Below are 19,532 nucleotides of genomic sequence, written 5' to 3'. Positions count from 1 at the left end.
TCAGTCGACCTCCTCGACCGTCACCAGGTGACGGACGGTCTGGACCATGCCGCGGATCTCCGGGCGGTCCTCCTTGACGACCACGTCGCCGATCCGCTTGAGACCGAGCGTACGCAGGGTGTCTCGCTGGTTCTGCTTCAGACCGACGAGGCCCTTCTTCTGCTGGACCTTCAGCTGCGCCATCAGGCCGACACCTCCGCGGCGGGAGCCGCAACCTCGGCCTGCGCCTTGAGCAGCGCGTCCGGGGCAACGTCCTCGACGGGAAGACCACGGCGGGCGGCAACAGCCTCAGGCGTCTCGAGCATCCGAAGCGCCTCCACCGTCGCGTGGACGATGTTGATCTGGTTGGACGAACCGAGCGACTTGCTCAGTACGTCGTGGATGCCGGCGCACTCCAGGACGGCGCGCACCGGACCACCGGCGATGACACCGGTACCAGGGGCGGCCGGACGGAGAAGAACCACACCAGCGGCCTTCTCACCCTGCACCGGGTGCGGGATCGTGCCCTGGATGCGGGGAACGCGGAAGAAGTGCTTCTTCGCTTCCTCGACACCCTTGGCGATCGCCGCGGGAACTTCCTTCGCCTTACCGTAGCCGACGCCGACCAGACCTTCACCGTCACCGACGATCACAAGGGCGGTGAAGCTGAAGCGACGACCACCCTTCACGACCTTGGCAACTCGGTTGATCGCGACGACCTTCTCGATGTAGGCGGTCTTGTCGGCGCTCTGGTTGCGACGGTCGTCGCGACCTCGGCGCTCGCCACCACGCTGTCCGCGCTGGGCTCCGCTCATCAGACTTTCCTCTTCTCTCGTTCGATCGTTGCGATCAGAAGGTCAGACCGGCCTCGCGCGCGCCATCGGCGAGCGCGGCGACACGGCCGTGGTACTTGTTGCCGGCACGGTCGAAGACGACGGTCTCCACCCCAGCGGCCTTGGCACGCGACGCAACCAGCTCGCCGACCTGCTTGGCCTTGGCGGTCTTGTCACCGGAGGCCGACCGCAGGTCGCCCTCGATGGTCGAAGCCGAGGCAAGCGTCTTGCCGGCCAGGTCGTCGACGACCTGGGCGGTGATGTGCTTGGCCGACCGGGTCACGACGAGGCGCGGGCGCTCCGGCGTACCCTCGATCTTCTTGCGACCGCGGGCCTGACGACGCAGGCGCGAGCGGACACGGGAAGCGGTGTGCTTGTTGTTCGACAGCGAGATGGCCATCACTTACCAGCCTTTCCGACCTTGCGGCGGATGTTCTCGCCGGCGTAACGAACGCCCTTGCCCTTGTAGGGCTCCGGCTTGCGCAGCTTGCGAATGTTGGCCGCAACCTCACCGACGAGCTGCTTGTCGATGCCGACGACACCGAGCTTGGTCGGACCGTCGGTGGTGAAGGTGATGCCCTCGGGCGCGTCGAAGACGATCGAGTGGGAGTAACCCAGCTGGAACTCCAGCTTGGTCGGGCCCTTCGACAGCACGCGGTAACCCACGCCGACGATCTCGAGCTTCTTCTCGTAGCCCTCGGTGACACCCAGGACCATGTTGTTGATCAGCGTGCGGGACAGGCCGTGGAGGGCCTTGTTGTCCCGGCTGTCGTCGGGGCGCTTGACGTCGAGGACGCCGTCACCCTTCTCGACGGTGATCGGGTCGACCACGGTGTGCGACAGGGTGCCCTTGGGGCCCTTGACGCTCACGACCTGGCCGTCGATGGTGACGTCCACGCCGGCCGGAACCGGGACGGGGAGCTTGCCAATACGCGACATTTCTTCTCTCTCCCTTCCCTGATTACCAGACGTAGGCGAGGACTTCCCCACCTACGCCCTTCTTGTTCGCCTGGCGGTCGGTCAGCAGACCCTGGCTCGTCGAGATGATCGCGACGCCGAGGCCGCCGAGCACCTTCGGGAGACCGGTGTGCTTCGCGTAGACACGCAGACCGGGCTTGCTGATGCGGCGTACGCCGGCGATCGAGCGCTCACGGTTGCGGCCGTACTTGAGGGTGATCGACAGGGTCTTGCCGACCTGGCCCTCGGTGGGCTCCAGCACCTCGTACTTGGTGATGTAGCCCTCCTGCTGGAGGATCTCAGCGACGCCCTGCTTCAGCTTGCTGTACGGCATCGAAACCGCATCGTGGTACGCCTGGTTGGCGTTACGCAGACGAGTGAGCATGTCTGCGATCGGGTCAGTCATCGTCATTGGCCGAACGGCCCTTTCTCGTAGTGGTTTCCTCACGACACACAGTCATGAGGACCTTCAACGTCAGTGGTTGGAACGGTGATCGCTCACCAGGAGGACTTGGTGACGCCGGGCAGCTCGCCGCGGTGGGCCATCTCGCGCAGGCAGATACGGCACAGGCCGAACTTGCGGAACACAGCCTTCGGGCGGCCGCAGCGCTGGCAGCGGGTGTAACCGCGAACCGCAAACTTCGGCTTGCGGGCGGCCTTCACCTTGAGAGCGGTCTTCGCCATCTCAGTTCTCCTTGAACGGGAAGCCGAGCGCCTTGAGCAGCGCGCGACCCTGGTCGTCGTTGGTGGCAGTCGTCACGAGGGTGATGTCCATGCCCCGCGAGCGGTCGATCTTGTCCTGGTTGATCTCGTGGAACATGACCTGCTCGGTGAGACCGAAGGTGTAGTTGCCGTTGCCGTCGAACTGCTTGCCGTTGAGACCACGGAAGTCCCTGATCCGGGGCAGAGCGAGCGAGAGCAGCCGGTCGAGGAACTCCCACATGCGGTCGCCGCGCAGCGTGACGTGCGCACCGATCGGCATGCCCTCACGCAGCTTGAACTGCGCGATGGACTTCTTCGCCTTGTTGATCAGCGGCTTCTGGCCGGTGATCGCGGTCAGGTCGTTGACAGCGCCCTCGATCAGCTTGGAGTCGCGAGCAGCCTCGCCCACACCCATGTTGACGACGATCTTGGTCAGACCGGGGATCTGCATGACGTTCGGGATCTCGAACTCGGCCTGCAGGGCCGGGGCGATCTCCTCGCGGTACTTCGTCTTGAGGCGCGGGGCCACAGCGGTGTCGGTCATGATCAGATGTCCTTACCGGTCTTGCGCGAGATGCGAACGCTGCGCTCGGCGGCGTACGTCGACCCGTCGGGGCGACGCTTCTGGACCGTCTCACGGCGGTAGCCGACGCGAACCGGCTCGCCACCCTCGAGCAGCTGGACGTTGGAAACGTGGATCGGGGCCTCGGTGTTCACGATGCCGCCGGTGGTGCCGGCGCGACCGCCCTGGTCCTGGACCTTGGTGTGCTTCTTGACGAGGTTGATGCCCTCGACGATCACACGGTCCTCCTGGGTGAGGACAGCGATCACCTTGCCGGAGCCGCCCTTGTCCTTACCAGCGATCACCTTGACGGTGTCGCCCTTCTTGATGTGCGAGCGACCCATCACAGCACCTCCGGCGCGAGCGAGATGATCTTCATGAACTTCTTGTCGCGCAGCTCACGGCCGACCGGGCCGAAGATGCGGGTGCCTCGCGGCTCGCCGTCGTTCTTGAGAATGACGGCGGCGTTCTCGTCGAAGCGGATGTACGAGCCGTCAGCGCGGCGGCGCTCCTTGACGGTGCGCACGATGACGGCCTTGACGACGTCACCCTTCTTCACGTTGCCACCGGGGATAGCGTCCTTGACGGTGGCGACGATGGTGTCGCCGATGCCGGCGTAGCGACGACCGGAACCACCGAGCACACGAATGCAAAGGATCTCCTTCGCACCAGTGTTGTCGGCGACCTTGAGTCGCGACTCCTGCTGGATCATTACTTCTCCTTGTCGAGCTGGTTCTCTCCCCGCTCAAGGGCGGGTGAGCCTTGCCGAACGTAATGGGATTTGATGGGCACAGGCCCAGCGAACAATGGTCGCTGGACCTGCACCCTTTGGTCAATTTGGCGACGTTTGCCGCCAGCCGGATCCGTCGCTTATGCGACGAGGATCACTTGGCGCGCTCGACGACCTCGACGAGGCGCCACCGCTTGGTCGCGGACAGCGGCCGGGTCTCCATGACCAGGACGCGGTCGCCGATGCCGGCGGTGTTCTGCTCGTCGTGAGCCTTGAGCTTGCTGCTACGGCGCATGACCTTGCCGTAGAGCGGGTGCTTCACGCGGTCCTCGACCTCGACGACGATGGTCTTGTCCATCTTGTCGCTGACGACGAGGCCCTCGCGCACCTTGCGCGTGTTGCGCTCAGTGGTCTCAGTGGTGTCAGCCATCTCAGGCCTCCTCGGTGGTCTCGGTGCCCGGGGCCACGCGGATGCCGAGCTCGCGCTCACGCACCACGGTGTAGATCCGGGCGATGTCCTTCTTGACGGTGCGGAGCCGACCGTGGCTCTCCAGCTGGCCGGTGGCCGCCTGGAACCGGAGGTTGAACAGCTCCTCCTTCGCCTCGCGCAGCTTCGCCTCGAGGTCGACGTCGGTGAGCTCGTCCAGCTCGAACGCCTGCAGGGAGTTAGCCATCAGAACTCACCAGCCTCTCGCGTGATGAAACGGCACTTCATGGGCAGCTTGTGGATCGCGCGGCGCATGGCCTCGCGAGCGGTCTCCTCGTCGACACCGGAGAGCTCGAACATCACTCGGCCCGGCTTGACGTTGGCGACCCACCACTCGGGGGAACCCTTACCGGAACCCATGCGGGTCTCGGCCGGCTTCTTGGTCAGCGGGACGTCGGGGTAGATGTTGATCCACACCTTGCCGCCTCGCTTGATGTGACGAGTCATCGCGATACGCGCTGCCTCGATCTGGCGGTTGGTCACGTAGTGACCGTCGATCGCCTGGATGCCGTAGTCACCGAAGGCCAGCTTGGTGCCACCCTTGGCCACGCCGCGGCGGTTGGGGTGGTGCTGCTTGCGGTGCTTGACGCGACGGGGCATCAGCATGGGTCAGCCCTCCTGGGACGTGGTCTCGGCGGCGGGTGCCTCAGCGGCAGCCGGCGCCTCAGTCTTCGCCGCGCGGTCAGCGCGGTTCGGGCGGTCACCACGGGAGCCACGCGACGGACGGTCGCCGCGGCCACCGCGACGGTCGTTGCCACCGCGACCCGGGACGCCCGCACGGGCGGCCTGGGCGGCCTGACGCTCGGCGCGCGATCCGGAGACCTCGCCCTTGTAGATCCAGACCTTCACGCCGATGCGGCCGAAGGTCGTGCGGGCCTCGTAGAAGCCGTAGTCGATGTCGGCACGCAGCGTGTGCAGCGGAACGCGGCCCTCGCGGTAGAACTCGGTACGCGACATCTCGGCACCGTTCAGACGACCCGAGCACTGGATCCGGATGCCCTTGGCACCGGAGCGCATGGTGGTCTGCATGGCCTTGCGCATCGCGCGACGGAACTGCACGCGACCGCTGAGCTGCTCGGCGACACCCTGGGCGACCAGCTGAGCGTCGACCTCGGGGTTCTTGACCTCGAGGATGTTCAGCTGAACCTGCTTGCCGGTGAGCTTCTCCAGCTCGGTGCGGAGGCGGTCGGCCTCGGCGCCGCGGCGACCGATGACGATGCCGGGACGCGCGGTGTGGATGTCCACACGGACGCGGTCACGGGTGCGCTCGATCTCGACCTTGGCGATGCCGGCCCGCTCCATGCCCTTGCTGAGCAGCTTGCGGATCTTGACGTCCTCGCCGACGTACTCCTTGTACTGCTTGTCGGCGTACCAACGCGACTTGTGGTCGGTCGAGATGCCCAGGCGGAAGCCGTTCGGGTTGATCTTCTGACCCATTACTTCTTACCGCCCTTCTCGACGACGTCGGCCGGCTGCACGACCAGGGTGATGTGCGAGGTCCGCTTGTTGATGCGGGTCGCACGACCCTGGGCGCGGGGGCGCCAGCGCTTCATGGTCGGACCCTCGTCGACCATGGCGACCGAGACGACGAGGTCGTCACGGTCCAGACCCTCGGTCGACACCGCGTTGGCGATGGCGCTCTCGAGAACCTTGTAAACAGTCTCGGAGGCTGCCTGCGGCGCGAACTGCAGCAGGGACAGAGCCTCGTCGACGGGCAGACCGCGGACCAGGTCGACGACGCGGCGTGCCTTCAGCGGGGTGATCCGCACGAAGCGGGCACTCGCGAAGGCACCCGGCTGGTCGCCGAGCAGGGAGTCGCGGCGGGCGCTGATGCGCTGCCGTTCGGTGGTGGTCATCGACGGCGTCCCTTCCGGTCGTCCTTGATGTGACCCTTGAACGTGCGGGTCGGGGCGAACTCGCCCAGCTTGTGACCGACCATCGAGTCGGAGACGAAGACCGGGACGTGCTTGCGACCGTCGTGCACCGCGATGGTGTGACCGATCATCTCGGGCACGATCATCGAGCGGCGCGACCAGGTCTTGATCACGTTGTGGGTGCCCTTCTCGTTCTCGGCGTCCACCTTCTTCTGAAGGTGGTCGTCGATGAAGGGGCCCTTCTTCAGGCTGCGAGGCATTGCTTACTTCCTACCCTTCCCGCTCTTACGGCGGCGGATGATCTGCGAGTCAGAGGCCTTGCGCTTACGCGTACGGCCCTCGGGCTTACCCCAGGGGCTGACCGGGTGACGGCCACCAGAGGTCTTACCCTCACCACCACCGTGCGGGTGGTCGACCGGGTTCATGACGACACCGCGGACGGTCGGGCGAACGCCCTTCCACCGCATGCGGCCGGCCTTACCCCAGTTGATGTTGGACTGCTCGGCGTTGCCGACCTGGCCGACGGTGGCGCGGCAGCGCACGTCGACGAAGCGCATCTCACCCGAAGGCATACGGAGCGTGGCCTTGGAGCCCTCACGAGCGACCAGCTGGGCGCTCATACCGGCGGAGCGGGCGATCTTCGCGCCGCCACCAGGACGCAGCTCAACATTGTGGATGGTGGTACCAACCGGGATGTTGCGCAGCGGCAGGTTGTTGCCGGGCTTGATGTCGGCGGTCGGGCCGGACTCGACGACGGTGCCCTGGCTGACGCCGACGGGCGCGAGGATGTAGCGCTTCTCGCCGTCGAAGTAGTGCAGCAGGGCGATACGGGCGGTGCGGTTCGGGTCGTACTCGATGTGAGCGACCTTGGCCGGCACGCCGTCCTTGTCGTAGCGACGGAAGTCGATGATCCGGTACGCACGCTTGTGACCGCCACCGATGTGGCGGGTCGTGATGCGACCCTGGTTGTTGCGGCCACCCTTCTTGGGAAGGGGCTTGGTCAGCGACTTCTCCGGCGTGGTCCGAGTGATCTCGGCGAAGTCGGCCACCGACGAGCCACGACGGCCCGGGGTGGTCGGCTTGTACTTACGAATAGCCATGTTCAGTCAGTCCTTCTCACGCGCCGAAGATGTCGATGCGGTCGCCCTCGGCCAGGGAGACGATCGCGCGCTTGGTGTCGGGGCGCTTGCCCAGGCCGTAACGCGTACGACGAGCCTTGCCCTTGCGGTTGATCGTGTTGACCGAGGTCACCTTGACGTCGAACACCTTCTCGACCGCGATCTTGATCTCGGTCTTGTTCGCGTCAGGGCGAACGATGAAGGTGTACTTGTTCTGGTCGAGGAGGCCGTAGCTCTTCTCGGAGACCACCGGCGCGATCAGGATGTCGCGGGGGTCGTAGTGCAGCGTGCTCACTTGTCGGCCTCCTTCTTCTTGCCGGCCTCAACGAAACCAGCCGCGATAGCGTCCTCGGCGGACTTGAAGTAGAACTCCGCCTTGGTGGACTCGTACCAACGGCCGCCCGGGGCGTGGAACTTCTTGTCCTTGCCCTTGACGTTGCCCTTGATGTCGAAGCCCTCGGGAGCCGAGCCGTCCTCGAGCGGCGCGACAGCGCCCTCGGGGAGGTCGATCTCCTTGGCGGGCTCGACGGCAGCCTCCTTGATCGCGTCCTTCTCGACCTCACCGATGGTGACGGTCTCCTTGGCGGCGACGGCCGGCTTGCCCGAGATGAAGCCCTCGAAGGCCGGCTTGGAGAAGACAACGTCGTCGGAGACGAGGACGTCGTAGGTGTTGAGCTGGTCGGCCCAGAGCAGGTGCACCTCAGGGGCGTTGCGCAGGCTCAGCGCGGCGACGGACTCGGAGCGGTCCAGGACGACGAGGTAACGCTTGACGTCCGAGATCGCCTTGAGGGCGGTCAGCGCGGTCTTGGTCGAGGGCGCCTCGAAGGCGAACTCGGCCACGTGGATCTGGCCGGCACGAGCCCGGTCGGAGAGGGCACCGCGGAGGGCGGCGGCCTTCATCTTCTTGGGGGTGCGCTGGCTGTAGTCACGCGGCTGCGGGCCGTGGACGGTGCCACCGCCGGCGAACTGCGGCGCGCGGGTCGAACCCTGGCGGGCGCGACCGGTGCCCTTCTGCTTGTAGGGCTTGCGGCCACCGCCGCGGACCTCGCCGCGGGTCTTGGTGGCGTGCGTGCCCTGGCGCGCAGCGGCCTGCTGCGCGACGACGACCTGGTGGATCAGCGGGATGTTGAGCTCAACATCGAAGATCTCAGCCGGGAAGTCGACCTTGACAGTCTTGATAGCCATGATCAGGCCTCCAGCTTCTTAGCAGCCGAGCGGAGGACCACGAGGCCACCCTTGGGGCCAGGAATGGCGCCCTTGACCAGGATGAGGCCCTTCTCGGTGTCGACGGCGTGCACGGTCAGGTTCTGGGTGGTGACGGTGTCAGTACCCATGTGACCGGCCATGCGGACGCCCTTGAACACGCGACCCGGGGTGGCGCACGCGCCGATCGATCCCGGCTTGCGGTGGTTGCGGTGGGCACCGTGGGAGGCACCGACACCGGAGAAGCCGTGACGCTTCATGGTGCCCGCGAAACCCTTACCCTTCGAGGTGCCCGTCACGTCGATCTCCTCGCCGATGGCGAAGGTGTCGACGGGGAGCTCCTGGCCGGCGGAGTACGACGCGGCGTCGGCGGTGCGGATCTCGGCCAGGTGGCGGCGCGGCGTGGTGCCGGCCTTCTCGAACTGGCCGGCGCCCGGCTTGTTCACCTTGCGGCCGTCGATCTCGCCGTAGCCGATCTGCACGGCGTTGTAGCCGTCGGCCTCGGGGGTGCGGACCTGGGTCACGACGTTGGTGTTCGCCGCGATGACGGTCACGGGGACGACGACGTTGTTCTCGTCCCACAGCTGGGTCATGCCGAGCTTGGTGCCCAGGAGACCCTTCACGTTGCGTTCGATCGTCATGTCGTCAACCTCAGAGCTTGATCTCGATGTCGACACCAGCAGGCAGATCGAGCCGCATGAGGGAGTCAACAGTCTTCGGGGTCGGGTCGATGATGTCGATGAGGCGCTTGTGGGTGCGCATCTCGAAGTGCTCGCGCGAGTCCTTGTACTTGTGGGGCGAGCGGATGACGCAGTACACGTTCTTCTCGGTCGGCAGCGGCACCGGGCCGGCGACCTTGGCACCCGTACGGGTGACCGTGTCCACGATCTTTCGCGCCGAGGTGTCGATCACCTCGTGGTCATAGGCCTTGAGCCTGATGCGGATCTTCTGTCCCGCCATCTGTCTCTCTCGTCCTTCTTGGTCAGCGTGCCGCGTGCTACAGGCTTCCTCCGGCTGAGTCGGCCCGGTTGCTCACCTCTGGCTCCGACCCCCGCGGTCGGGCGTGTCGCTTATTTTTCACAAGCAGACGCCGGACTTCTCGACGGGACTTTCACCATCAGCTTCACTGGAACCACGCCTTCGGGATGGGCACACGACGACCACAGACCACATCCGACAGGCTGATCAGCCTGCTCAGGTGACGCGATTCAGTAGTCAAGGTGTGCACACCCCAGCGAACAGTTCACTGGAGCAACCAGAGAATCTTGTCACGCGTACGCAGGTGGCTCCAAATCAACGATGTCGTCTGGATCGCTCTGAGAGGATGCCCCCAACCGGGCGAGTTCGCCGGTCGTCGCGACGAGGAGCATCCAGATGTCAGGAGTGTGGCCACCCCCACCGGGTGAGCAACCTCAACAGGGCCCGACGAACCCGTCGACCCCGCCCCCGCCGGGCCAGCCGGTGCAGCCTCACCCGTTGCAGCCGCACCCGGCGCAACCGGCGTGGGCGCAGCCGCTGCCGCCGGCCCACAAGCCGGGAGCGATCCCGCTGCGGCCGCTCGGCCTCGGCGACATGCTCGACGGCGCCTTCCGGCTCGTACGCTTCAACCCCGGCGCCACCGTGGGCGCCTCCGTCCTGGTGGCGGCGGTCGCGATGGCCCTACCCCTGGGGGTGACCACGGCGTTGACCTTCACCGGGGACAGCCTGTCCGGCTTCGGCGCCGGCCTCGAAGACCCCGGCTATGTGCCCGGCACCTCCGAGATCATCGGGTTGCTGATCGCCTTCGGCTCCTTCTTCCTCGGCTCGGTCATGCAGTGGATCGGGGCGATCCTGGTCTCCGGGATGATCTCCCACGTCGCCCACGCCGCCGCGATCGGCCGCAAGCTCACCCTCGCTCAGGCCTGGACAGCGACCCACGGCAACCGCTGGCGGCTGATCGCGCTCGCGCTGCTGACCGGGTTGGCCTCGGTCGTAGCCACGACGGTCGCGGTGGTTCCCGTGGTCGTGCTCGCGGTCGTCATCGACAACCCGGTCCCGGCCGTCCTGGTGGGCATCTTGATGCTTCTGCTGCTCATCGTGGCGTCCATCTTCTTGGCAGTGCGGCTCTATCTGCTCGCGGTGCCGGCGCTGATGCTGGAGAACACTGGCGTCTTCGGTGCCTTCGGCCGGGCCTGGCGGCTCTCCGCGGGGCAGTTCTGGCGACTCTTCGGGATCGCGCTGCTGACCGCGATCATCGTCGGCTTCGCCGCCCAGGTCGTCGGCTTCCCGATCAGCATGGTCGCCGGCATCGTGGGCATCGCGCAGCCCGATCTCTACCTCTTCACGACCCTCGTCGGCAGCGCCCTCTCGACCGTGATCTCGGCGGCGATCGTGTCGCCGTTCAGCGGCGCGGTGACCAACCTGCAGTACCTCGACCAGCGCATCCGCAAGGAGTCCTACGAGGTCGAGCTGATGGAGCAGGCCGGGCTGCTGAGCAGATGATCCTCCTCCAACAGACGCCTCCTCTGACACCGACGCCCGAGGAGGGTCGCTCCTGGCTCCGGCGCGAGCTCGCCGACCCGGAGTACCACGACCTCGACCTCATCGAGCGGATCCTGCGCTGGATCGAGCGCACCCTGTCCGACGGCATCCCCTCCGCAGGCGACCTGCCCTGGGCCCAGACCGTCGCCGCGATGGTGGTCTTCGCGGCGCTCCTGGTCGGCATCGGCCTGCTGGTCTCGCGTGCCCGGCGCAGTCCTCGGGTCGCCCGCGACCGCAACGGGGACGTCCTCACCGACGAGTCGCTCTCCGCGGCCGCGCTCCGGGCGCGTGCCGAGGCTGCGTACGCCTCGGGGGATCATGGCGCGGCGGTGGTCGACGGGTTCCGGGCGCTGGCCAGGCGGCAGGTCGAGCGCGGCCGGCTGGCCGAGGATCCCGGGCTGACCGCCGCCGAGGTCGCGGCGAGCCTGGAGCGGGAGATGTCGCTCGAGGGCCGCGCCGGGCAGGCCGCGGAGCTGTTCAACGAGGTCCTCTACGGCGACCACCCCGCCACGCGTGAGCAGGCCGAGGGCGTACTCGCTCTCGAGCAGGAGCTGGCGGTGGCGCGATGACCACGCAGACCCCGACGAGCCCGGCGGACCCGACCGCCGGACGGCTGAGCTGGTTCCGGCGGAACCGGCCGATCCTGATCGTCGCGCTGGCCTTCATGATCGCGGTCGTGCTGGCGTACGTCGCGACGCCGAAGGGCGGCGAGGCCTTTGCCGCCTACGACCCCGAGAGCCCCGACCCCGACGGCACCCGGGCGCTGGTCCAGGTGCTCGAGGACCACGGGGTCGAGGTGGAGATCGTCCGCTCGTCGAAGAGTCTGGAGAGCACCGAGATCCGGCGGGACACGACCGTCTTCGTGACCGGCACCGACGCGCTCGGCGAGCAGACCGCCTCCCGGCTGCGTGAGCGCACCGACGACGCCGCCGATCTGATCCTTGCCGAGCCCGCCCCCTACGTGTCGGCGATGCTCGGCATCCCCTACGCGGTCAGCCAGACGTCCGACGCCGTCGAGGCGGGGTGCGACGACCCGCGCTGGGAGGGGCTCGGCATCCAGGCCGACGCGGTCACCGCGTACGACACCGGCTCCTGCTTCCCGCACGAGGCCGGCGCGGTGCTCGCGCCCACGGAGGGGCTCACGGTCTGGGGTGCGCCGCAGGTGCTGACCAACGACCAGATCCTGCGGGCGGACAACGCCGCGGTGGCGCTGCGGCTGCTGGGCCGAAGCGACCATCTGGTCTGGTACGTCCCGTCCTTCGACGACCTCGCCCCCGACGAGGCCCACTCCCCCAGCTCGTTGCTGCCGCGATGGATCAAGCCGGCCCTGTGGCTCCTGCTGGTCGCCTTCATCGCCTTCGCCATCGCCCGCGGTCGGCGGCTGGGTCCGCTGGCGGTCGAGCCGCTGCCGGTCCACGTCCGTGCCGGGGAGACGACGCGCAGCCTGGGCCGGCTCTACCGCCGTTCCGGCGACCGCACGCACGCCGCGGCGACGCTGCGGCAGGCTGCCCGCACCCGCCTCTCCCGGCGGCTGCGGCTGGGCCGCGACACCTCGGCCGAGGCCGTCGTACGCGCCGTCGCCCAGCACACCGGACGCCCCGATCTCGAGGTCTCCGCGCTGCTCACCGACGCTCCGACCGAGAACGACCAAGACCTGATCACGCTGGCCAACGCGCTGGCGGCCCTTGAGGAAGAGGTACGACACCCATGACCCAATCCGAGACCATCGCCAACGTGTCGCCCGACGGCGCACGCGAGCGACTCACCGCGGTCCGGGCCGAGGTCGCCAAGGCGGTCGTCGGGCAGGATGCCGCGGTCTCCGGGCTGCTGGTCGCGCTGGTCTGCGGCGGCCACGTGCTCATGGAGGGCGTACCCGGCACCGCCAAGACCCTGCTGGTGCGGTCGCTGTCGGCGGCACTCTCGGTGGAGACCCGCCGGGTGCAGTTCACCCCCGACCTGATGCCTGGCGACATCACCGGGTCGATGGTGGTGGAGTCGTCCCACGGCGAGCTCACCTTCCGGGAGGGGCCGGTCTTCACCAACCTGCTCCTGGCCGACGAGATCAACCGAACCCCGCCGAAGACGCAGTCGGCGCTGCTCGAGGCGATGGAGGAGGGCCAGGTCTCGGTCGACGGGGTCACCCGCGCACTGCCGCGCCCGTTCCTGGTGGCCGCGACCCAGAACCCGATCGAGTACGAGGGTGTCTACCCGCTCCCGGAGGCCCAGCTGGACCGGTTCCTGCTGAAGGTCGTCCTGCCGGTGCCCTCGCGCTCCGACGAGGTGCAGATCCTCAACCGGCACGCCTCCGGCTTCGACCCGCGCGACGTCGCCGGTGCCGGGGTCACCGCCGTCGCCTCCGGCGCCGACATCGAGGCCGCCCGGCAGCACGTCGGCTCCGTCCAGGTGTCTCCGGAGGTCACCGGCTACATCGTCGACATCGCCCGGGCGACCCGCGAGTCCCCGTCGCTCTCGGCCGGGGTGTCGCCGCGAGGCGCCACCGCCCTGCTCCGCTCCGCACGCGCCTGGGCCTGGCTCGCGGGCCGCGACTTCGTGTCCCCCGACGACGTGAAGTCCCTCGCGCACGCCACTCTCGCCCACCGCCTGGCCCTGCGCCCCGAGGCCGAGCTCGAGGGCGTCCAGGTCTCCCAGGTCCTCTCCTCCGCCATCGGCGCCGTCCCCGTCCCCCGATGACCACCCCCAGCCGAGACGACCGGAGCGAGGTCGAGCGGCGAGCTTGCTCGTCCGCTCGCGCCGAGCGAGGGAGTAACCGCGCGAAGCGCGGAGACGTCAGTTCGGTCGATCGAGACGTCAGTTCGGTCGATCGAGACGTCAGTTCGGTCGATCGAGACGTCAGTTCGGTCGATCGAGACGTCAGTTCTGGCGGCCGAGACGTCACCTGTCGCGCCCGCCCGAGGTCGTGCCGATGATCATCACCTGGCGCGTCCCGCTGCTCATGGTGGCCGGCATCGTCCCGGTCGTCCTGCGTCCATCCGGGAGCACTGCTGCACTCTGGATGCTGCTCGTAGTGGTGCTGGCGCTTCTCGACGTGCTCCTGGCCCCGAAGCCGGCGACCCTCGAGATCAGCCGGGTACCTCTGGGCGGGTTCCGGCTGGGCGAGTCGGCGACGTCGGAGCTTCTGGTTCGCTCCCCCACCCGGCGCTTCCGAGCGCTGGTCCGCGACGCCTGGCAACCCACCGCCGGTGCCACTCGGAACCGCCACCGGATCCGGCTGGACCGAGGCGACACCACCCGGCTGCGTACGCCGCTGCAACCGCGCCGCCGCGGAGACCTGCGTGCGTTGGGCGTGACCGTCCGTGCCTTCGGTCCGCTCGGTCTCGGCGCTCGGCAGCGCACCATCCCGCTGGAGGGTTCGGTGCGGGTGCTGCCCGCCTTCGAGTCGCGCAAACACCTGCCGTCGCGGCTTCAGCGCCTGCGCGAGCTCGACGGCCGGGCCGCGGTCCGGGTGCGCGGGCAGGGCACGGAGTTCGACTCGCTGCGGGAGTACGTCCGCGGTGACGACGTACGCTCCATCGACTGGCGCACCACCGCCCGCTCCCGCACCGTCGTGGTCCGCACCTGGCAGCCGGAGCGGGACCGTCGCGTCGTGCTGGTGCTCGACACCTCTCGCACCTCGGCCGGCCGGATCGAGGGCGCCGGCGGCGGTGTGCCGCGGCTCGACTCCGCGATGGATGCCGGGCTGCTGCTCGCCGCCATCGCCTCCCGCGCCGGCGACCGGATCGACTTCATCGCCGGCGACCTGCGCGTACGCTCCCGCGTCCGCCTCGCCGGCCAGCGCGACGTCACCCAGCGGCTGCAGGAGGCGATGGCCGACCTCGAGCCCGTCATCGCCGAGGCCGACTGGTCCAACCTCGCCGGCGCGGTCGCCGGCCTCGGCCGTCACCGCGCGCTCGTCGTCCTCCTGACTCCCCTCGACCCGCACGCGATCGAGGAGTCGCTCCTCCCCGTACTCCCGGTCCTGACCCAGCACCACCGCGTCGTCATCGCCTCCGTCCGCGACCCCGAGCTCGAGGCCACCTCCTCCTCACGCGACACCATCGAGGACGTCTACGCCGCAGCCGCCGCCGAGCAGACCCTCCGCCGCCGCGACCACACCGCCGCCATGCTCCGCACCCTGGGCGTCGACGTCGTCGACGCCGACGCCGAGTCCCTCCCGCCGGCCCTCGCCGACCACTACCTACAGCTCAAGGCCACCGGCCAGCTCTGATCAGCCGAGGGACCGAAGATCGAAACGCTCAGCGACGACAGTCTGCAGATCCGAGTCGGGAACGAGGTAGACGACTACGCTCTGACCTTCATCGGCAAGAGAAACCAGGTAGTCGCCCTCTTGCCAGAGTTCAGCGGAAAAAGCGTACGGCGCGGCCTGGACGAAGCTCTCCCAGAGGCGGTCGTCGTCCGAGTCGATAAGACTGGTCGTCGCATACTCCGAGTCGCCCTTCGTTCCCTCGGCTGCTAGCAGGATCGCTCGCGCATCGATGACCGCGGGTGGTGCGTCATCGACGGCCGGCAGGTCGGTCTGGAACCGAGGCCCATACGGGCGAAGCAGGTTCAGGATCGCCCGAACCTGCTCGCGCTGATCGTCGTCAGTCGCACCGTGCGGAAGCTCCACCGCGTACGCCCTGGGTCTGTTCGCCCTCGACCTCCGCCACCATGTCAACCAGATCCCTCATTCACCTCGGAGCTCGTCAGACCACCCGTTGAAGGACATCACCAAGTCGGGCACGGAGTCTTCATCGAGCGGGAACTGCCTGGCGTTGATCTGATTCACCAAGCGAGCCATCTGACCGAAAAACTCTGCGGTCGAACCCTAGGTCCCGCTCGGTCGCCAACTCAAGCAGTTTCGGCTTTCCGAACCGTCGAGCCAGGTTGAACACGTCGATGAAATCCCTCGGTGCGGCACGACCGAAGAGAGCCAGGGTCTTGCGTCCGGCGATCTCCTCGGCGAGCTCGGCCTGCGTGAGACCATGGGTCTTGCGCACACTGCGGATCAGCTCTCCGATCTCGCCCGGGGACATCGTTGCCATGTCTCCAGCGTCCGCTCAGATGTTCCCGACTGGGAACATTCACGCTTGGGTGGCGACGCGGTCCTCGAGCAGACGGTCGTCGATGTCTCCGGTCTCGCCCTGGGAGGCCGCGGCACGGCCGACGATGAAGACGTACGCGAAGAAGGCGAGCTCGGCGAGGACGCCGATGCCGACGCGGGCCCAGGTGGGCAGGGGCGAGGGGGTGACGAATGCTTCGATGATGCCGGAGATCAGGAGCACGACGATGAGGCCGAGGGCGATGCCGGCGGCGGTGCGGCCCTCGCGGGCCATCGACTGCCCACGGGTCAGCGAGCCGGGGTCGATCCAGGACCAGAAGATCCGCAGGCCGACGGCGCCGGCGACGAAGACGGCGGTCAGCTCGAGCAGTCCGTGGGGAAGGATCAGGCCCCAGAAGAGACCGCCGCGGTCGTTGCGGTGCATCAGGGTGCCGAGGATCGCCAGGTTGGAGATGTTCTGGAACATCGAGTAGATCACCGGCAGCCCGAGCACACCCAGGGCGATGCAGATGAACGAGACCCAGACGTTGTTGACCCAGACCTGGGTGGCGAACGACGAGGCCGCGTGCTCGCTGTAGTAGCCCTCGATGTCGTGCTCGACCAGCTGCTTGACCTGCTCCGGTCCGAGCAACGACTGCTCGACCTCCGGGTGGCGCAGCAGCCACCAGATCATGACCGCGGTGACCATCACGTTGGCCACCATCATCCCCAGCCACCACCAGCGCAGCCGGTAGAGCGCGGCCGGGAACCGGTGGGTGAAGAACCGCAGGAAGCCGGACCAGGTGCTCGTCCGGGTGCCGGTGGTGCGGTTGCGGGCCGCGGCCAGCAGCACCGAGAGATGCTGGACGACCGTGGGGTCGGGGGCGTTGCTGCGTACGACCGAGAGCTGGGTGCTCACCCGCTGATAGAGCTCGACCAGCTCGTCGGCCTGTGCGCCGCTCAGCCGGCGCTCGGCCAGCAGCTGCTCGAGCCTGGTCCGGTCGGCGGCGGTAGCGGCCAGATACGCATCGAGATCCACGCCCGCAGCGTACGCTGACGGCCATGACCTCCGCGCCGCAATCGCCCGAGCGACGCCCGCAGGAGCAACGCCCCCAAGAGCGGGAGCTGCTCACCGACGACGACCTGATCACCGGGGACGCGGTCGCTCTCGACCTGCCGGCTGCCGGGCTGGGGATGCGGCTCCTGTCGGGCCTCATCGACGTGGTCGTGGTGATGGCACTGCTGATCGTGACGCTGTTCGTCTTCATGACCGCCGCTCCCGCGACCGACGAGGCCCTGGCCTGGGCCGCCTACATCGCGGCCACCGCCTCGGTCCTGGTGGTCTTCCCCACGGTCCTCGAGACGCTCACCCGCGGCCGCTCGCTCGGCAAGTTCGCGCTCGGCCTGCGCGCGGTGCGTGACGACGGCGGGGCGATCAGCTTCCACCACGCGTTCGTACGCGCCCTGATCGGCGTCGTCGAGATCTACGCCACCAGCGGCGCCGTCGCCTTCCTCAGCGCGATGATCCACCCCCGCGGCAAGCGGCTCGGCGACATCGCGGCCGGGACGTACGTCATCCGCGTACGGGTGCCGCTCCGTCCGCCGGCACCGATCCTGATGCCCCCAGGGCTCGCCGCCTGGGCCTCCCGCGCGGATGTCGCCGCCATCCCCGTCGGCCTCAGCCTGGCGGTGCGACGGTTCCTCTCCGGCGAGGTCGGCACCTACACCGACCCGGTCCGCCGCCACGCTCTCGCCGAGCGTCTCGCCACCCACGTGCAGAGGTACGTCGCCCCTGGCCCGCCTCCGGGCACACCACCCGAGGCCTACCTGGCCGCCGTGCTCGCCACCCGACGCGATCGCGACGCGGCGAGGCTGGCCCGGGACGGTGAGCTCCGGACCCGCCTCACCGCGCGCTCCTGAATCAGGCCACCCTCAGCGGACCGGGGTCAGCTGGAGGTAGTCCAGGTTCCAGTTCTGGTAGGCGTCGGCGGGCAGCGAGATCCTCACGATGTGCTTGCCCGCGCTCAGCTCGGCGACCTCGCGGCTGGGCTGGAGGGCGTACTTGTTGTGGCTGGTCGTGTTCTCCACCGCCACCGGCCCGCTCTCCGCGTCGCCGTCGAAGGAGACCGTGTAGGCGCCGGCCGGGTCATAGGGCGAGGATGCCCGCAGGGCCAGCTCATAGCGTCCCGCCGTGCGCACGTCGACCTCGTACGTCAGCCACTCACCGCCACGCAGCCACCCGAGGCTGACCGCACCGTCGGTGTCCTGGATGTCGACGTCCTCACCGGGACGCAGCTGCAGGTTGCTGCGGTTGCCGGCGTCGTTGTCGTGGTAGCCGACGTCCTGACCCGGCCGGAAGTCCTCGGCCTCCACCCGGACGCCACCACGCGGGACCGGGTCCCCCACCCCCGTACGCAGCCAGCGCTCGAGCGCGACCGTGTCATCGGTCTGGAAGATCGTCGTGCGGTAGGACCTCACCAGCGTCTCCCAGCCACGCCGCGGGTCGATCAGGGACGCCTCGTCGGTCATCCGCTCGGGAAGGCCGTACCACATCGTGTTGTGCCAGACCCTCGCCTGTGCCGCGACCTTGTCCAGGAACCATGATCGGGCGACCGCGTCCGCCACGGAGTCGAAGTTGACCTCGTAGGCGACCGGCTGGTCCTCACCGAACTGGTCGACGGCGGCCATGTTCGCGTCGTTGACGATGTGCATGTAGACCGCACCCGGGTGGCTCTCGCGGAAGGCCCGCACCTCGGCGACGGGCGCATCGGACTTGTAGATGCCGTTGCGCACGGTGTCGGTCTCGACGAGCACCTGCCAGATCTCCTCGCGGAACGGCCAGCCCTTGTCGAGGTTGACCAGGCCGCGGTCCTTGATCACCGCCAGCGCCTCGGCCAGCGTCGGGACCTGTTCGTCGGTCAGCGCAGCCTGCGCCCCGCCGAGTCCCTTCTTCAGGCGCAGTCGCTTGATCTCGGCCAGGGTGAGCGAGTCCACCCGTCCGGAGCCGTTCGTGGTGCGGTCCACGGTGGTGTCGTGCATCAGCACCGGCACCCGATCCTTGGTCAGCTGGATGTCGAGCTCGACGATCTCGGCACCGTCGTCGAAGGCATGCACGATCGACGGCATCGAGTTCTCCGGCGCCTTGCGCCACTGGGCGCGGTGAGCGGCGGTGAGGATCTTGGCCTTCGGGCCGTGGTCGAGCAGGTCGCGGTAGGCGCGCTCGGCGGCCGTGGCGCCGCCGTGGCCGGGACCACCGACCCGGAACGCGTCGCCCTCGTCCGCGGCAAGGGCGACGGTCCGCGTGCTGGACGCGGTGAGCATCGTCCCGGCCGTGGCACCGACAGACAGCAGGGCGATGACAGCGGAGATACGGCATACGCCGCGAGTGGGGTTCATGAGGTGGAGGGTGGCAGTGGCCTCGGTCTCCCCGGCGTCAGTGGCTTTACCTGCGGGGAACGGGTCTGTGAAGCGTGTGGAGGACGCCCCGGGGTAGTCCGGGATCGAACTGCCCAAATACTGGCCAGTAATA

General features: G+C 68.2%; 30 protein-coding genes. 6 read left to right on the top strand and 24 right to left on the bottom strand.

Annotated features, from left to right (window positions below):
• From rpmD to rpsJ, 20 genes are all read right to left on the bottom strand, one after another.
• Positions 1-183 (bottom strand): 50S ribosomal protein L30, encoded by a 183-nt coding sequence (rpmD, locus tag ACIRON_RS16105; protein ID WP_008361029.1) that lies wholly within the window; start codon positions 181-183, stop codon positions 1-3.
• Positions 183-794: a 30S ribosomal protein S5 gene (gene rpsE, locus ACIRON_RS16100; RefSeq protein WP_091052395.1), complete on the bottom strand. Its 612-nt coding sequence runs from the start codon at positions 792-794 to the stop codon at positions 183-185. The genes rpmD and rpsE overlap by 1 nt, the downstream gene beginning before the upstream one ends.
• Before the next feature lie 34 nt (positions 795-828).
• A complete protein-coding gene (gene rplR / locus ACIRON_RS16095) occupies positions 829-1,212 on the bottom strand; it encodes a 50S ribosomal protein L18 (protein ID WP_008361025.1) in 384 nt (127 codons plus the stop codon).
• Positions 1,212-1,751, bottom strand: coding sequence for a 50S ribosomal protein L6 (gene rplF / locus ACIRON_RS16090; RefSeq protein ID WP_091052393.1), 540 nt, complete (start codon positions 1,749-1,751; stop codon positions 1,212-1,214). The genes rplR and rplF overlap by 1 nt, the downstream gene beginning before the upstream one ends.
• A 22-nt stretch (positions 1,752-1,773) precedes the next feature.
• The gene (rpsH, locus tag ACIRON_RS16085) at positions 1,774-2,181 is read right to left on the bottom strand and encodes a 30S ribosomal protein S8 (RefSeq protein ID WP_040755997.1); all 408 of its coding nucleotides are present in this window, start codon (positions 2,179-2,181) and stop codon (positions 1,774-1,776) included.
• Positions 2,182-2,267: 86 nt separating this feature from the next.
• Entirely contained in the window at positions 2,268-2,453 is a 186-nt protein-coding gene (locus ACIRON_RS16080) for a type Z 30S ribosomal protein S14 (protein ID WP_017932844.1), read from the bottom strand.
• Between the two features lies 1 nt (position 2,454).
• Positions 2,455-3,015: a 50S ribosomal protein L5 gene (gene rplE, locus ACIRON_RS16075; RefSeq protein WP_091052391.1), complete on the bottom strand. Its 561-nt coding sequence runs from the start codon at positions 3,013-3,015 to the stop codon at positions 2,455-2,457.
• A 2-nt stretch (positions 3,016-3,017) separates the two neighbouring features.
• Entirely contained in the window at positions 3,018-3,377 is a 360-nt protein-coding gene (rplX, locus tag ACIRON_RS16070) for a 50S ribosomal protein L24 (RefSeq protein WP_091052390.1), read from the bottom strand.
• A complete protein-coding gene (gene rplN, locus ACIRON_RS16065) occupies positions 3,377-3,745 on the bottom strand; it encodes a 50S ribosomal protein L14 (protein ID WP_008361015.1) in 369 nt (122 codons plus the stop codon). The genes rplX and rplN overlap by 1 nt, the downstream gene beginning before the upstream one ends.
• A 172-nt stretch (positions 3,746-3,917) precedes the next feature.
• On the bottom strand, positions 3,918-4,193 hold the full coding sequence (rpsQ, locus tag ACIRON_RS16060; RefSeq protein ID WP_008361013.1) for a 30S ribosomal protein S17: 276 nt from the start codon (positions 4,191-4,193) through the stop codon (positions 3,918-3,920).
• A 1-nt stretch (position 4,194) separates the two neighbouring features.
• Positions 4,195-4,437: a 50S ribosomal protein L29 gene (gene rpmC / locus ACIRON_RS16055; RefSeq protein WP_008361011.1), complete on the bottom strand. Its 243-nt coding sequence runs from the start codon at positions 4,435-4,437 to the stop codon at positions 4,195-4,197.
• Complete coding sequence (rplP, locus tag ACIRON_RS16050) at positions 4,437-4,856, bottom strand: 50S ribosomal protein L16 (protein WP_091052386.1); 420 nt, start codon at positions 4,854-4,856, stop codon at positions 4,437-4,439. Before rplP ends, rpmC begins: the two co-directional genes overlap by 1 nt.
• Positions 4,857-4,859: 3 nt before the next feature.
• Positions 4,860-5,687: a 30S ribosomal protein S3 gene (rpsC, locus tag ACIRON_RS16045; RefSeq protein ID WP_008361007.1), complete on the bottom strand. Its 828-nt coding sequence runs from the start codon at positions 5,685-5,687 to the stop codon at positions 4,860-4,862.
• Complete coding sequence (gene rplV / locus ACIRON_RS16040) at positions 5,687-6,106, bottom strand: 50S ribosomal protein L22 (RefSeq protein WP_091052384.1); 420 nt, start codon at positions 6,104-6,106, stop codon at positions 5,687-5,689. Before rplV ends, rpsC begins: the two co-directional genes overlap by 1 nt.
• Positions 6,103-6,384 carry a 30S ribosomal protein S19 gene (gene rpsS, locus ACIRON_RS16035; protein WP_008361004.1) on the bottom strand — a complete coding sequence of 94 codons (282 nt, stop codon included), beginning with the start codon at positions 6,382-6,384 and terminating at the stop codon, positions 6,103-6,105. The genes rplV and rpsS overlap by 4 nt, the downstream gene beginning before the upstream one ends.
• 3 nt (positions 6,385-6,387) lie before the next feature.
• Positions 6,388-7,224, bottom strand: coding sequence for a 50S ribosomal protein L2 (gene rplB, locus ACIRON_RS16030; RefSeq protein WP_091052382.1), 837 nt, complete (start codon positions 7,222-7,224; stop codon positions 6,388-6,390).
• A 16-nt stretch (positions 7,225-7,240) separates the two neighbouring features.
• A complete protein-coding gene (rplW, locus tag ACIRON_RS16025) occupies positions 7,241-7,537 on the bottom strand; it encodes a 50S ribosomal protein L23 (RefSeq protein WP_008360999.1) in 297 nt (98 codons plus the stop codon).
• Complete coding sequence (rplD, locus tag ACIRON_RS16020) at positions 7,534-8,427, bottom strand: 50S ribosomal protein L4 (protein WP_402993298.1); 894 nt, start codon at positions 8,425-8,427, stop codon at positions 7,534-7,536. The genes rplW and rplD overlap by 4 nt, the downstream gene beginning before the upstream one ends.
• 2 nt (positions 8,428-8,429) lie before the next feature.
• A complete protein-coding gene (rplC, locus tag ACIRON_RS16015) occupies positions 8,430-9,086 on the bottom strand; it encodes a 50S ribosomal protein L3 (RefSeq protein WP_091052379.1) in 657 nt (218 codons plus the stop codon).
• Between the two features lie 10 nt (positions 9,087-9,096).
• Positions 9,097-9,405, bottom strand: coding sequence for a 30S ribosomal protein S10 (gene rpsJ, locus ACIRON_RS16010; protein WP_008360994.1), 309 nt, complete (start codon positions 9,403-9,405; stop codon positions 9,097-9,099).
• 516 nt (positions 9,406-9,921) lie between these two features.
• Here rpsJ and ACIRON_RS16005 point away from each other — a divergent pair.
• From ACIRON_RS16005 to ACIRON_RS15985, 5 genes are all read left to right on the top strand, one after another.
• On the top strand, positions 9,922-10,926 hold the full coding sequence (locus ACIRON_RS16005; protein WP_402993296.1) for a hypothetical protein: 1,005 nt from the start codon (positions 9,922-9,924) through the stop codon (positions 10,924-10,926).
• Positions 10,923-11,534: a DUF4129 domain-containing protein gene (locus tag ACIRON_RS16000; protein WP_402993294.1), complete on the top strand. Its 612-nt coding sequence runs from the start codon at positions 10,923-10,925 to the stop codon at positions 11,532-11,534. The genes ACIRON_RS16005 and ACIRON_RS16000 overlap by 4 nt, the downstream gene beginning before the upstream one ends.
• A complete protein-coding gene (locus ACIRON_RS15995; RefSeq protein WP_402993292.1) occupies positions 11,531-12,676 on the top strand; it encodes a DUF4350 domain-containing protein in 1,146 nt (381 codons plus the stop codon). The genes ACIRON_RS16000 and ACIRON_RS15995 overlap by 4 nt, the downstream gene beginning before the upstream one ends.
• Positions 12,673-13,656 carry a MoxR family ATPase gene (locus tag ACIRON_RS15990; RefSeq protein ID WP_091052373.1) on the top strand — a complete coding sequence of 328 codons (984 nt, stop codon included), beginning with the start codon at positions 12,673-12,675 and terminating at the stop codon, positions 13,654-13,656. Before ACIRON_RS15995 ends, ACIRON_RS15990 begins: the two co-directional genes overlap by 4 nt.
• Before the next feature lie 232 nt (positions 13,657-13,888).
• Positions 13,889-15,190, top strand: a complete 1,302-nt coding sequence (locus ACIRON_RS15985; protein ID WP_402993289.1) for a DUF58 domain-containing protein — start codon at positions 13,889-13,891, stop codon at positions 15,188-15,190.
• Here the strand turns inward: ACIRON_RS15985 and ACIRON_RS15980 are convergent, their stop codons facing one another.
• From ACIRON_RS15980 to ACIRON_RS15970, 3 genes are all read right to left on the bottom strand, one after another.
• A complete protein-coding gene (locus ACIRON_RS15980) occupies positions 15,191-15,592 on the bottom strand; it encodes a hypothetical protein (RefSeq protein ID WP_402993287.1) in 402 nt (133 codons plus the stop codon).
• A 121-nt stretch (positions 15,593-15,713) separates the two neighbouring features.
• Positions 15,714-16,007 (bottom strand): hypothetical protein, encoded by a 294-nt coding sequence (locus ACIRON_RS15975; RefSeq protein WP_402993285.1) that lies wholly within the window; start codon positions 16,005-16,007, stop codon positions 15,714-15,716.
• Positions 16,008-16,046: 39 nt separating this feature from the next.
• Entirely contained in the window at positions 16,047-17,042 is a 996-nt protein-coding gene (locus ACIRON_RS15970; RefSeq protein ID WP_402993283.1) for a stage II sporulation protein M, read from the bottom strand.
• A 23-nt stretch (positions 17,043-17,065) separates the two neighbouring features.
• Here ACIRON_RS15970 and ACIRON_RS15965 point away from each other — a divergent pair, with 23 nt between their 5' ends.
• The gene (locus ACIRON_RS15965) at positions 17,066-17,923 is read left to right on the top strand and encodes an RDD family protein (RefSeq protein WP_402993281.1); all 858 of its coding nucleotides are present in this window, start codon (positions 17,066-17,068) and stop codon (positions 17,921-17,923) included.
• 12 nt (positions 17,924-17,935) lie between these two features.
• Here ACIRON_RS15965 and ACIRON_RS15960 read toward each other — a convergent pair whose 3' ends face one another.
• The gene (locus tag ACIRON_RS15960; protein WP_402993279.1) at positions 17,936-19,399 is read right to left on the bottom strand and encodes a glycerophosphodiester phosphodiesterase family protein; all 1,464 of its coding nucleotides are present in this window, start codon (positions 19,397-19,399) and stop codon (positions 17,936-17,938) included.
• Positions 19,400-19,532: the final 133 nt, after the last annotated feature.

The organism is Nocardioides sp. NPDC101246, from assembly GCF_044767415.1.
Taxonomy (GTDB): domain Bacteria; phylum Actinomycetota; class Actinomycetes; order Propionibacteriales; family Nocardioidaceae; genus Nocardioides.
Note: the sequence above shows the minus strand (reverse complement) of the source record. Positions and strands in the feature narration are given on the sequence as shown.

Excerpts from the sequence above, each read along its gene's own strand:
- rpmD (WP_008361029.1), bottom strand. The coding sequence starts at position 183 with ATGGCGCAGCTGAAGGTCCAGCAGAAGAAGGGCCTCGTCGGTCTGAAG.
- rpsE (WP_091052395.1), bottom strand. The coding sequence starts at position 794 with ATGAGCGGAGCCCAGCGCGGACAGCGTGGTGGCGAGCGCCGAGGTCGC.
- rplR (WP_008361025.1), bottom strand. The coding sequence starts at position 1,212 with ATGGCCATCTCGCTGTCGAACAACAAGCACACCGCTTCCCGTGTCCGC.
- rplF (WP_091052393.1), bottom strand. The coding sequence starts at position 1,751 with ATGTCGCGTATTGGCAAGCTCCCCGTCCCGGTTCCGGCCGGCGTGGAC.
- rpsH (WP_040755997.1), bottom strand. The coding sequence starts at position 2,181 with ATGACGATGACTGACCCGATCGCAGACATGCTCACTCGTCTGCGTAAC.
- ACIRON_RS16080 (WP_017932844.1), bottom strand. The coding sequence starts at position 2,453 with ATGGCGAAGACCGCTCTCAAGGTGAAGGCCGCCCGCAAGCCGAAGTTT.
- rplE (WP_091052391.1), bottom strand. The coding sequence starts at position 3,015 with ATGACCGACACCGCTGTGGCCCCGCGCCTCAAGACGAAGTACCGCGAG.
- rplX (WP_091052390.1), bottom strand. The coding sequence starts at position 3,377 with ATGGGTCGCTCGCACATCAAGAAGGGCGACACCGTCAAGGTGATCGCT.
- rplN (WP_008361015.1), bottom strand. The coding sequence starts at position 3,745 with ATGATCCAGCAGGAGTCGCGACTCAAGGTCGCCGACAACACTGGTGCG.
- rpsQ (WP_008361013.1), bottom strand. The coding sequence starts at position 4,193 with ATGGCTGACACCACTGAGACCACTGAGCGCAACACGCGCAAGGTGCGC.
- rpmC (WP_008361011.1), bottom strand. The coding sequence starts at position 4,437 with ATGGCTAACTCCCTGCAGGCGTTCGAGCTGGACGAGCTCACCGACGTC.
- rplP (WP_091052386.1), bottom strand. The coding sequence starts at position 4,856 with ATGCTGATGCCCCGTCGCGTCAAGCACCGCAAGCAGCACCACCCCAAC.
- rpsC (WP_008361007.1), bottom strand. The coding sequence starts at position 5,687 with ATGGGTCAGAAGATCAACCCGAACGGCTTCCGCCTGGGCATCTCGACC.
- rplV (WP_091052384.1), bottom strand. The coding sequence starts at position 6,106 with ATGACCACCACCGAACGGCAGCGCATCAGCGCCCGCCGCGACTCCCTG.
- rpsS (WP_008361004.1), bottom strand. The coding sequence starts at position 6,384 with ATGCCTCGCAGCCTGAAGAAGGGCCCCTTCATCGACGACCACCTTCAG.
- rplB (WP_091052382.1), bottom strand. The coding sequence starts at position 7,224 with ATGGCTATTCGTAAGTACAAGCCGACCACCCCGGGCCGTCGTGGCTCG.
- rplD (WP_402993298.1), bottom strand. The coding sequence starts at position 8,427 with ATGGCTATCAAGACTGTCAAGGTCGACTTCCCGGCTGAGATCTTCGAT.
- rplC (WP_091052379.1), bottom strand. The coding sequence starts at position 9,086 with ATGACGATCGAACGCAACGTGAAGGGTCTCCTGGGCACCAAGCTCGGC.
- rpsJ (WP_008360994.1), bottom strand. The coding sequence starts at position 9,405 with ATGGCGGGACAGAAGATCCGCATCAGGCTCAAGGCCTATGACCACGAG.
- ACIRON_RS16000 (WP_402993294.1), top strand. The coding sequence starts at position 10,923 with ATGATCCTCCTCCAACAGACGCCTCCTCTGACACCGACGCCCGAGGAG.
- ACIRON_RS15995 (WP_402993292.1), top strand. The coding sequence starts at position 11,531 with ATGACCACGCAGACCCCGACGAGCCCGGCGGACCCGACCGCCGGACGG.
- ACIRON_RS15990 (WP_091052373.1), top strand. The coding sequence starts at position 12,673 with ATGACCCAATCCGAGACCATCGCCAACGTGTCGCCCGACGGCGCACGC.
- ACIRON_RS15985 (WP_402993289.1), top strand. The coding sequence starts at position 13,889 with ATGATCATCACCTGGCGCGTCCCGCTGCTCATGGTGGCCGGCATCGTC.
- ACIRON_RS15975 (WP_402993285.1), bottom strand. The coding sequence starts at position 16,007 with ATGGCAACGATGTCCCCGGGCGAGATCGGAGAGCTGATCCGCAGTGTG.
- ACIRON_RS15965 (WP_402993281.1), top strand. The coding sequence starts at position 17,066 with ATGACCTCCGCGCCGCAATCGCCCGAGCGACGCCCGCAGGAGCAACGC.
- ACIRON_RS15960 (WP_402993279.1), bottom strand. The coding sequence starts at position 19,399 with ATGAACCCCACTCGCGGCGTATGCCGTATCTCCGCTGTCATCGCCCTG.